General features: G+C 39.7%; 12 protein-coding genes, 1 rRNA gene and 1 other annotated feature. Of the genes, 12 read left to right on the top strand and 1 reads right to left on the bottom strand.

Translation table 11 applies throughout. From position 1 onward, the window contains the following. Positions 1-259, top strand: a sequence feature (23S ribosomal RNA rRNA prediction is too short). 206 nt (positions 260-465) lie between these two features. From rrf to rsmI, 12 genes are all read left to right on the top strand, one after another. Beyond that, a 5S ribosomal RNA gene (gene rrf, locus CEF22_RS00275) occupies positions 466-581 on the top strand. A gap of 122 nt (positions 582-703) precedes the next feature. Next, on the top strand, positions 704-895 hold the full coding sequence (locus CEF22_RS00270; protein ID WP_100401272.1) for a sigma factor G inhibitor Gin: 192 nt from the start codon (positions 704-706) through the stop codon (positions 893-895). Between the two features lie 50 nt (positions 896-945). Beyond that, positions 946-2,373 (top strand): aminotransferase class I/II-fold pyridoxal phosphate-dependent enzyme, encoded by a 1,428-nt coding sequence (locus tag CEF22_RS00265; RefSeq protein ID WP_232726029.1) that lies wholly within the window; start codon positions 946-948, stop codon positions 2,371-2,373. 40 nt (positions 2,374-2,413) lie between these two features. Further along, positions 2,414-3,055: a dTMP kinase gene (gene tmk / locus CEF22_RS00260; protein WP_100401271.1), complete on the top strand. Its 642-nt coding sequence runs from the start codon at positions 2,414-2,416 to the stop codon at positions 3,053-3,055. Positions 3,056-3,148: 93 nt separating this feature from the next. After that, entirely contained in the window at positions 3,149-3,478 is a 330-nt protein-coding gene (locus tag CEF22_RS00255; protein ID WP_094835030.1) for a cyclic-di-AMP receptor, read from the top strand. A 15-nt stretch (positions 3,479-3,493) separates the two neighbouring features. After that, a complete protein-coding gene (locus CEF22_RS00250; protein ID WP_100401270.1) occupies positions 3,494-3,934 on the top strand; it encodes a YaaR family protein in 441 nt (146 codons plus the stop codon). Positions 3,935-3,946: 12 nt separating this feature from the next. After that, the gene (holB, locus tag CEF22_RS00245; protein ID WP_100401269.1) at positions 3,947-4,948 is read left to right on the top strand and encodes a DNA polymerase III subunit delta'; all 1,002 of its coding nucleotides are present in this window, start codon (positions 3,947-3,949) and stop codon (positions 4,946-4,948) included. Further along, positions 4,941-5,768 (top strand): PSP1 domain-containing protein, encoded by an 828-nt coding sequence (locus CEF22_RS00240; protein ID WP_100401268.1) that lies wholly within the window; start codon positions 4,941-4,943, stop codon positions 5,766-5,768. The genes holB and CEF22_RS00240 overlap by 8 nt, the downstream gene beginning before the upstream one ends. Positions 5,769-5,781: 13 nt before the next feature. After that, positions 5,782-6,150: a DNA replication initiation control protein YabA gene (gene yabA / locus CEF22_RS00235; RefSeq protein ID WP_100401267.1), complete on the top strand. Its 369-nt coding sequence runs from the start codon at positions 5,782-5,784 to the stop codon at positions 6,148-6,150. 270 nt (positions 6,151-6,420) lie between these two features. Next, positions 6,421-7,167 (top strand): tRNA1(Val) (adenine(37)-N6)-methyltransferase, encoded by a 747-nt coding sequence (locus CEF22_RS00230; protein ID WP_100401266.1) that lies wholly within the window; start codon positions 6,421-6,423, stop codon positions 7,165-7,167. Continuing rightward, positions 7,151-7,423, top strand: a complete 273-nt coding sequence (locus CEF22_RS00225; protein ID WP_095479499.1) for a GIY-YIG nuclease family protein — start codon at positions 7,151-7,153, stop codon at positions 7,421-7,423. The genes CEF22_RS00230 and CEF22_RS00225 overlap by 17 nt, the downstream gene beginning before the upstream one ends. Beyond that, positions 7,419-8,297, top strand: coding sequence for a 16S rRNA (cytidine(1402)-2'-O)-methyltransferase (gene rsmI / locus CEF22_RS00220; protein ID WP_100403858.1), 879 nt, complete (start codon positions 7,419-7,421; stop codon positions 8,295-8,297). Before CEF22_RS00225 ends, rsmI begins: the two co-directional genes overlap by 5 nt. Positions 8,298-8,348: 51 nt before the next feature. Here rsmI and CEF22_RS00215 read toward each other — a convergent pair whose 3' ends face one another. Beyond that, complete coding sequence (locus CEF22_RS00215) at positions 8,349-8,633, bottom strand: AbrB/MazE/SpoVT family DNA-binding domain-containing protein (RefSeq protein ID WP_100401265.1); 285 nt, start codon at positions 8,631-8,633, stop codon at positions 8,349-8,351. Positions 8,634-9,114: the final 481 nt, after the last annotated feature.

Raw genomic sequence — 9,114 nt, 5'->3', positions numbered from 1 at the left:
AGGAAATTTGAGAGGAGCTGTCCTTAGTACGAGAGGACCGGGATGGACGCACCGCTGGTGTACCAGTTGTCTTGCCAAAGGCATCGCTGGGTAGCTATGTGCGGACGGGATAAGTGCTGAAAGCATCTAAGCATGAAGCCCCCCTCAAGATGAGATTTCCCATAGCGCAAGCTAGTAAGATCCCTGAAAGATGATCAGGTAGATAGGTTCGAGGTGGAAGCGTGGCGACACGTGGAGCTGACGAATACTAATCGATCGAGGACTTAACCAATAAAGCAGAGGCAACTGTTCAGACATGACAAGCAAATGTTCTGGCGCTGCAAAGACGTTAGTCTTGTAAGCGACAGGTTATTTGACTCGAATGTCTAGGAGCCGGAGCTAGAAATAGATACACCAATAGGCGATTTGCAAGGTTACAATACTTATTATCCAGTTTTGAAAGAACAATTCTTTCAAACTTCATAGTCTGGTGGCGATAGCGAAGAGGTCACACCCGTTCCCATACCGAACACGGAAGTTAAGCTCTTCAGCGCCGATGGTAGTTGGGGGTTTCCCCCTGTGAGAGTAGGACGTTGCCAGGCACCAACAAAAAGAACAGCTCAGGCTGTTCTTTTTTTGTATGAGAAAATCATGCACTAGGAAGTCAATAGATTCGCATATTTTAAGAAAAAGTGGAAATACTACCAAGTAGGAGGTGGAGAATATGCCAAAAAAGATGGTGGATCATATTTGTATGGTCTGTGAACAAAGTAAGCAAGAAGGTATTTATATTTATCAAGCTTTTATATGTAAAGAATGCGAAAGAAAAGTGCTTCAAACGGAACCAGAAGAAGAGGCTTATGTTCACTTTGTAAGGAAATTGAGAAAAATTAGAATCTCCTCTGTTTTTTCGTAAGAATTGTATGGTAGGCTAGTAGAAAAGTATAGAAAAGGGTAGGATCTATAGTGAATCAAGAACGTATTCCGCTTATGGAAGCTCTGCAGCGACATATCGATCAGAAAACGCTATCTTTTCACGTTCCTGGACATAAAGGCGGACAAGTGTGGATGGATGGCGTTGCTGCGGATTTTTATAAATTTTTGGCGTATGATCAGACGGAAATCTCAGATTTGGATGATTTTCATTCTCCCGAAGGATGTATTGAAGAGGCTCAACGACTATTAATAGATTTGTATCAAACGAAGAAAAGTTATTTTTTAGTGAATGGCAGTACGGTTGGAAATTTGGCAATGGTTTTATCTGTTTGTGAAGAGGGTGACCTCATTTTTGTTCAGCGTAATTGTCATAAGTCAATTTTAAATGCATGTAAGCTAGCAAAGGTGACACCTGTATTTTTAGAGCCTGAGTATGATGCTTCCTTCAAGGTAGCGAGTGGTGTCAGTTTAGATACGGTTGAACAAGCATATAAACAATATGACTCAGTGAAGGCAATCGTGTTAACGTATCCCAACTATTATGGGATGGCTACAGACATTGAACAGGTGATCAAGGTTGCGCAGGAAAATGGCTCATTTGTATTAGTTGATGAAGCCCACGGACCACATTTTGTTTTAGGAGAGCCATTTCCTAATAGTTCATTACAATGGGGAGCGGATCTTGTTGTGCATTCGGCTCATAAAATGTTGCCGGCGATGACAATGGGGTCCTTTTTGCATATGAATTCGTCTAGAGTGTCGTTGGAGAAGCTGGAGTTTTATTTACAGGCATTGCAGTCTAGTAGTCCATCTTATCCTATTATGGCTTCTTTGGATGTAGCACGGGCGTTTCTAGCAGGGTTTTCTTATGAGGATGTAGCTTTTACGCTAGAAATGAAAACTATTTTGGCTGAGCGATTACAAGGAAAAGGACTGGAGGTTTTACTACCGGATGATCCTTTGAAATTACTGCTGCGAAAACAAGGATATACAGGATATGAGCTTCAAAGCCATTTAGAAGCGGCAGGGGTTTATTCAGAGCTCTCAGACGCTTCACAAGTGCTATGTACGTTACCTTTGTTGAAAGCAGGAAGTAGCGATTATATCGAGCTAGCCAAGCGGAAAATTGATGGGCTCACTTTATATGACAAACCGTCTGCTTGCGAAGTTATCGATTATACATCGTCTTTAAAAAAGACTTCGATGTTAATGATTTCTTATAAGGAGCAAGAAAAGCTTCCTCGAGTATGGATACCTTTGACTGAAGCAGTTGGTGAAATTGCGGCAGAGACGGTGATTCCTTATCCACCAGGAATACCTTTACTAATCGCAGGAGAACAAATAGCATTCGAGCAGATAGCTACTTTGACTAATTTGCTCGCACAGCATGTACATATTCAAGGAGGTCAACAATTAAATACAAAGCGGATTGCGGTGTATCGAACATCTCAAGCTTAAACATATTAATAAAGTTAGTTCATGTTTTGGAGGTTACAGGATGAGAAAAGGGTTATTTATTTCGATTGAGGGGCCTGAAGGAGCTGGAAAGTCGAGTATGATGTATAGGCTAATTAAGCAGCTTGAAGAAGAAGGGTTTCGTGTGACTGGGACGCGCGAACCTGGTGGCATCTCTATTTCTGAACAAATTCGTGAGGTTATTTTAAATAAAAACAATACGGAGATGGATGGACGGACAGAGGCGCTTTTATATGCGGCCGCAAGAAGGCAGCATCTTGTGGAAAAAGTCATGCCTGCACTATTAAGAGGAGACATCGTGCTTTGTGATCGTTTTATTGATAGCTCGCTTGCTTATCAAGGATATGCAAGAGGACTTGGGATGGAGGAAGTATTTGAAATCAATCGCTTCGCTGTAGACGATGTGATGCCAGATTTAACATTATTGTTTGATGTCCAGCCAGAAGTGGGGTTAGCCCGAATTAATGCTCATGAAGAAAGGGAAGTGAATCGACTGGATTTAGAATCGCTTCACTTTCATGAAAAGGTGAGAGAAGCATATTTGCTTTTAAGCGAAAGGTTTCCAGAGCGAATTGTCAAAATCAATGCAGAAGCATCTGTTGAAGAAGTGTTCCACGAAAGCATGACTTGTATTTTAGAGCGAATTAGATCTACCGAGCAATAGTTAAGATCATCTAAATTTTGTTTTCTTCTCTGCGGTTGCTTCATTTTCTTGGTATAATGAGAGAAGTAGAATCGGAAAGAGGAGGCGGAAATGATGAAATTAATCTTAGCGGTTGTGCAAGACCAAGATAGTCATCGCTTATCACAAGCCTTAATTGATCATAATTTTAGAGCGACGAAACTCGCTTCGACCGGTGGTTTTTTGAAAGCGGGGAATACGACGTTTATTATTGGAACGGATGACATTCGCCTTGATAAAGCTTTAGAAATCATTAAAGAAAATTGTCAATCAAGAGATCAAATGGTGGCACCTGTATCACCGATGGGGGGAAATGCGGATTCGTATGTCCCTTACCCGATTGAAGTACCTGTAGGTGGAGCCACCGTATTTGTCTTGCCAGTAGAACAATTTCATCAATTTTAATAGGGGATAGCTCATATGAAGATTGAAAAAGACATACATTTTAATATCGACAAGCTGCGAAAAGATCAAAAGCTTAGTTCAAATGGACAATCTAAATTTTCCACGATCGTTCAACAACAAGGAGAACAGTTAAAAACGGATCAAATCCAGCGGCTGTTAACGGATATTGAAGGAGCGGGAAAGCGACTAGCTCATTCCCGAACATTTCAAGATTTAGCGAAGTATAAAACGCTTGTCCGCCGATTTGTTCGAGAAACCGTTGAGTTTGGCATGAATTTGAAAAATTCTCATACATGGAATCAGTTTGGAGAAGGTCGAAAATTAAAGATCGTTGAGACGATTGATGAGAAATTAATTGAATTAACGGAAGATGTCTTAAACAAAGAGAAGAAATCGGTCGATCTACTCGGGCAAATAGGAGAAATTAAAGGATTAATTATTAATTTATATACGTAGGCAGGGATGTACATGTCTGAGGTATGGAAAGAATTGAGTGAATTACAGCCGGTGGTGCTCAGAATGTTAACGAATAGCCTAGAAAAAGAGCGGGTAGCCCATGCTTATATTTTTGAAGGTGACCAAGGAACAGGGAAGAAAAATGCGGCGCTGTTTTTTGCGAAAAGCTTGCTTTGTGAAGAAGATGGAATAATGGCTTGTGAAGCGTGCAACAGCTGTCGCCGAATTGAAAGTGGGAACCATCCGGATGTTCATTATCTTGAACCAGATGGCTTATCGATCAAAAAACAGCAAATTACTTTTTTGCAGCAGGAATTTAGTAAAACAGCGGTAGAAGCGAAGCAGAAAATTTATATCATTCAGCATGCGGATAAGATGACAGCCAGTGCTGCGAACAGCTTGCTGAAGTTTTTAGAGGAACCGAGCGCTGATACCGTTGCTTTATTATTGACTGAGCAAGTTCAGCGCTTACTGCCCACGATTATTTCTCGTTGTCAACTTCTTGTGTTCAAGCCGTTACCATCCGAACTTCTTCAAAGTAAGTTAATAGAAGAAGGGATTTCTGTACCCATGGCTTCTTTAGTGGCTAAGTTAACTAATAATTTTCAACAAGCACTCGAATTAAGTCATGAAGAGTGGTTTGCACAGTCACGTACAATAGTGTTAAAATTATATGAAGTCCTTCAAAAAAATCCACTAGAAGCAATGGTGAAATTACAAGAGGACTTTAATGGGCATTTTAAAGATAAACAACAAGTTAACCAAGCGCTTGATCTGCTATTGCTACTGTTCAAAGATTTGCTATCGTTGCAGACAGGAAAAGAAACGGGTCTTGCTTTCCCGGATCAGCTTGCATTACTTAAACACAGCGCTCTACAATCTTCTGCCAAAAGCATTACAGAGCAAATGACAGCCATTTTAGAGGCGAAGCGCAAGCTTGATGCCAATATGAATCCACAATTGTTGATGGAACAGCTTGTGTTGAATTTACAGGGGGGAGCATCCTTTGTATGATGTAGTAGGAGTCCGCTTTAAAAAAGCGGGAAAAATATATTATTTTGATCCAGTCGAGCTGAAAATTGAGAAAAACGAACATGTGATCGTTGAAACAGTTAGAGGCGTCGAACATGGACAAGTGGTTGTCGGAATGAAAAAAGTGGAGGAAGAGGATATTGTTCTTCCTTTGAAGAAAGTGATTCGCGTCGCTGACCAAAAAGATCGTCTCATCGTAGAAGAAAATAAATTAGCGGCGGAAGAAGCTTTTGAAGTATGTTGCGGAAAAATTATCGAACATAAGCTAGATATGAAGCTTGTAGATGTAGAATATACATTTGATCGCAATAAAGTAATTTTTTATTTCACAGCTGACGGACGAGTGGATTTTCGAGAACTAGTGAAAGATTTAGCTGCTATTTTTCGGACGAGAATCGAGCTTCGCCAAATTGGTGTTCGCGATGAAGCGAAAATGCTCGGAGGAATCGGTCCGTGTGGCAGAATGCTTTGCTGTTCAACATTTTTGGGTGATTTTGAACCAGTCTCCATCAAAATGGCAAAAGATCAAAACTTATCATTAAACCCCACGAAAATTTCAGGCTTATGTGGCAGGCTCATGTGTTGCTTGAAATATGAGAATGATGAATATGAAGCGGCGAAAGAAATCCTTCCAGATGTCGGTGAAAAAGTAAATACCCCTCATGGCTTTGGAAAAGTAGTGGGGTTAAATATTTTAGAACGAGTTCTTCAAGTTGAAGTATTCGAACAAGAGCGAGTGCTTGAATTTACGATGGAAGAAATTACGACAGAAGGTGCCATTTCAGCACAAGCCACAGAGTAATGGGGTGGAATGAGTGGATAAAAAAGAGTTCTTCGATTCAGTCAGCGATATGGAACTACAAATTGGTCAATTGTATAAACGGCTCGGTGATTTGAAAAAGAGTTTGGCAGAAATATTAGAAGAGAACAACTCATTAAAGCTTGAAAATGAAAACTTGCGACGTAGGTTAGAAGAGCTAGAATTTTCTCGAAGGCAAGTAGCTCAAGGGAAAAGTGGAGAAAATAACAACGCAAGTCCTTCAAAATTGATGGATATTGGAGAAGGTTACGACAATCTCGCTAGGCTGTATCAAGAAGGGTTTCACATTTGCAATGTTCATTTTGGTAGTCCACGTAAAGACGAAGATTGCTTGTTTTGTTTATCGTTTTTAAATAAAAAATAATGAATGTATCGAGGCTGTCCAAAAGGCCAGTGCCAAAACTTCTGCGCATGAGAAGATAAGGCCTGTCGAGGGGCAGTCTCTATTTTTATCCCGCATTAACGGGCTGTAAGACCCCCCACCTCAACATGGCAGAAAGAAGCACAGATGTGTAGGTGGGGATCAACAGCCCGTAAATGCCCGATTGGTTCAACTAACAATCAGTGGGGGATGAAGAAAACCCACACTGATTGAAGTTTCACTTTATACACTTGGCATAATGGAGGAAAAAGAATGGTCACATTGAAAGGCGATGAAAGGCTAGACTACTTGTTGGCAGAGAATTTGAGAATTATCCAAAGTCCAACTGTGTTTGCCTTTTCATTAGATGCGGTGCTTCTTGCTAGATTTGCTTCAATTCCATTAAAGAGAGGGTCGATTATTGATCTCTGTTCAGGAAACGGCGTTATTCCTTTACTGATGAGTGCTAAGACGAAAATGCCAATTACAGGAGTAGAAATACAAGAACGACTTTATGATATGGCGATTCGAAATATGGAATATAATAAATTAAAAGATCAGATTACGATGATTCATGGTGATTTGAAGGACGCGCCAAGTATGTTAGGGCGTGAAAAACATAGTCTCGTCACATGTAACCCTCCTTATTTTCTATCATCATCTCGTGAGATTATTAACCTGAATGAGCATTTGGCCATTGCTCGTCATGAAATATGCTGTACGCTTGAGGACTGCATTCGTTCAAGTAGTCAGTTATTAAAGCAAGGTGGAAAGGCAGCATTTGTTCATCGTCCTGGCCGACTACTCGATTTAGTAACGTTGATGCGAAAGTATCGTCTTGAGCCGAAGCGGCTTCGTTTTGTCTATCCAAGGCAAGGAAAAGAAGCGAATACAGTATTGATTGAAGGGTTGAAAGGCGGGGCAACTGATATTAAAATATTGCCACCTTTGTATATATACGATCAACAAGGTGAATATACGGAAGAAATTAGAGAGATGTTATATGGAAACGAGCAATAATCATTATTTTTATGTGTTAGAGTGTCGAGATGGTTCTTTTTATGGTGGGTATACAACGAATATAGAAAAGCGTGTAAACACACATAATGCTGGTAAAGGAGCGAAGTATACACGCGGAAGAGGGCCCGTGCACCTCATTCATTTTGAAACGTATCATACCGTTACTGAAGCGATGCGAGCGGAATATGCTTTCAAGCAATTAACGAGAAAGCAGAAAATGGACTACTTACAAAAGGGGGGACATCAAAATGATTAATAAACAAAAAAGCTTTGCGAATGAAGAAGCAGGGATGCTTTATTTAGTCCCTACTCCGATTGGTAATTTAGAAGATATGACCTTTCGAGCGATTCGCATGATGAAAGAAGCGGATGTGATCGCAGCAGAAGATACAAGAAATACGAAGAAGCTTTGTAACTATTTTGAGATCTCCACGCCAATTACGAGCTATCATGAGCATAATAAAGAAGTAAGTGGAAAAGCGCTGTTAGAAAGAGTCCTTCAAGGAGAAAAGATTGCTCTTGTCAGTGATGCTGGAATGCCTTCTATTTCTGATCCAGGCTTTGAACTTGTTGTCGCTGCGATTGAAAAAGGAATCACTGTGGTGCCGCTTCCTGGGGCGAACGCGGCGTTAACGGCATTGATTGCTTCTGGCTTAGCACCACAACCTTTTTACTTTTATGGCTTTTTAAGTCGAAACAAAAAAGAAAAGAAAGCAGAACTAGCTCAGCTGAATAAGAGCCATGATACATTTATTCTGTACGAATCGCCTCATCGACTGAAAGATACGCTTCAAGCGATGGCAGAAGTGCTTGGTGAACAGCGGAAAATTGTATTATGCCGCGAGCTGACAAAGAAGTTTGAAGAGTTTTTGCGCGGAACAATTACAGAAGCTATTCACTGGTCAAAAGAAGAGGATATTTTAGGAGAGTTTTGCTTAATTGTTGAAGGCAATGCTGAAGTGGAGGAAGAAGAAGGCGAACAGTGGTGGATGAGTTTATCGATCGTTGAGCATGTCGACCATTACATACATGAACAATCTTTGTCCTCTAAAGAAGCCATTAAACAAGTGGCAAAAGATCGCGACTTACCAAAAAGAGATGTGTATCAGTCGTATCATGTCGAATTGTAATATAAATAAAAGAAACGAGCCCGATAAAGGCTCGTTTCTTTTATGAATCAATTATTTGATCGTCTCAAATGAAGCAGCGATTTCTTGCATTAATTGCTCTGCACCTTCGCGGCTAAGAATTAATTTTCCGCCAGCAAGTTTCACGTTGTCGTCAGAAACTTCACCAGTAACTTGACAAGTCATGCTTGGCTTGTATTTCTTTAAGATGATTTTCTCATCATCTACATAAATTTCTAATGCATCTTTCTCAGCAATTCCTAATGTACGGCGAAGTTCGATTGGAATAACTACCCGTCCTAACTCATCTACTTTACGAACAATACCTGTTGATTTCATAATAAAATCACTTCTCCTCTCAAAAATATAAGTTTTGTAGTAAACTAGTCGTTTACTTATTATCGTCATTATTCGACATTTTTTTTATTTATGAATATATCATACCAACCTTTCCCATGATCGTCAACAAGAAAATGTAATTTTTCTATTAAATGTAATGTTGATAAATCCTTGATATATAAGGGTTTTGAAGGGTTGTGTAAAAAAAAGTAAAAACATTTAGAGAAAATTGTCGAATTGTCGTTAAGTAAACGATAGATTCCCGTCTTTTATCGACAAAAGTGAAGAGAATATGGTCTAAATTAGTGAGTTGTTTCTTTTTTGGAAAATTAAATAGAGAATCATAGATTAAATATTTACAATTACTCTTGAATAAGAGAAAATGAAGAGAGTGGGTTCTTTACCAACGGTGTATATTCATTTCATCAAAGAGGTAAAATGTTAGTAAAAATTAATAGTAAATGCCCGTATGGCAGTGTGT

The sequence above is a fragment of the Bacillus sp. FJAT-42315 genome, from assembly GCF_002797375.1.
Taxonomy (GTDB): domain Bacteria; phylum Bacillota; class Bacilli; order Bacillales; family Domibacillaceae; genus Bacillus_CE.
The sequence above is the reverse complement of the archived record's forward strand: the minus strand, read 5'-3'. Positions and strand labels throughout refer to the sequence as shown.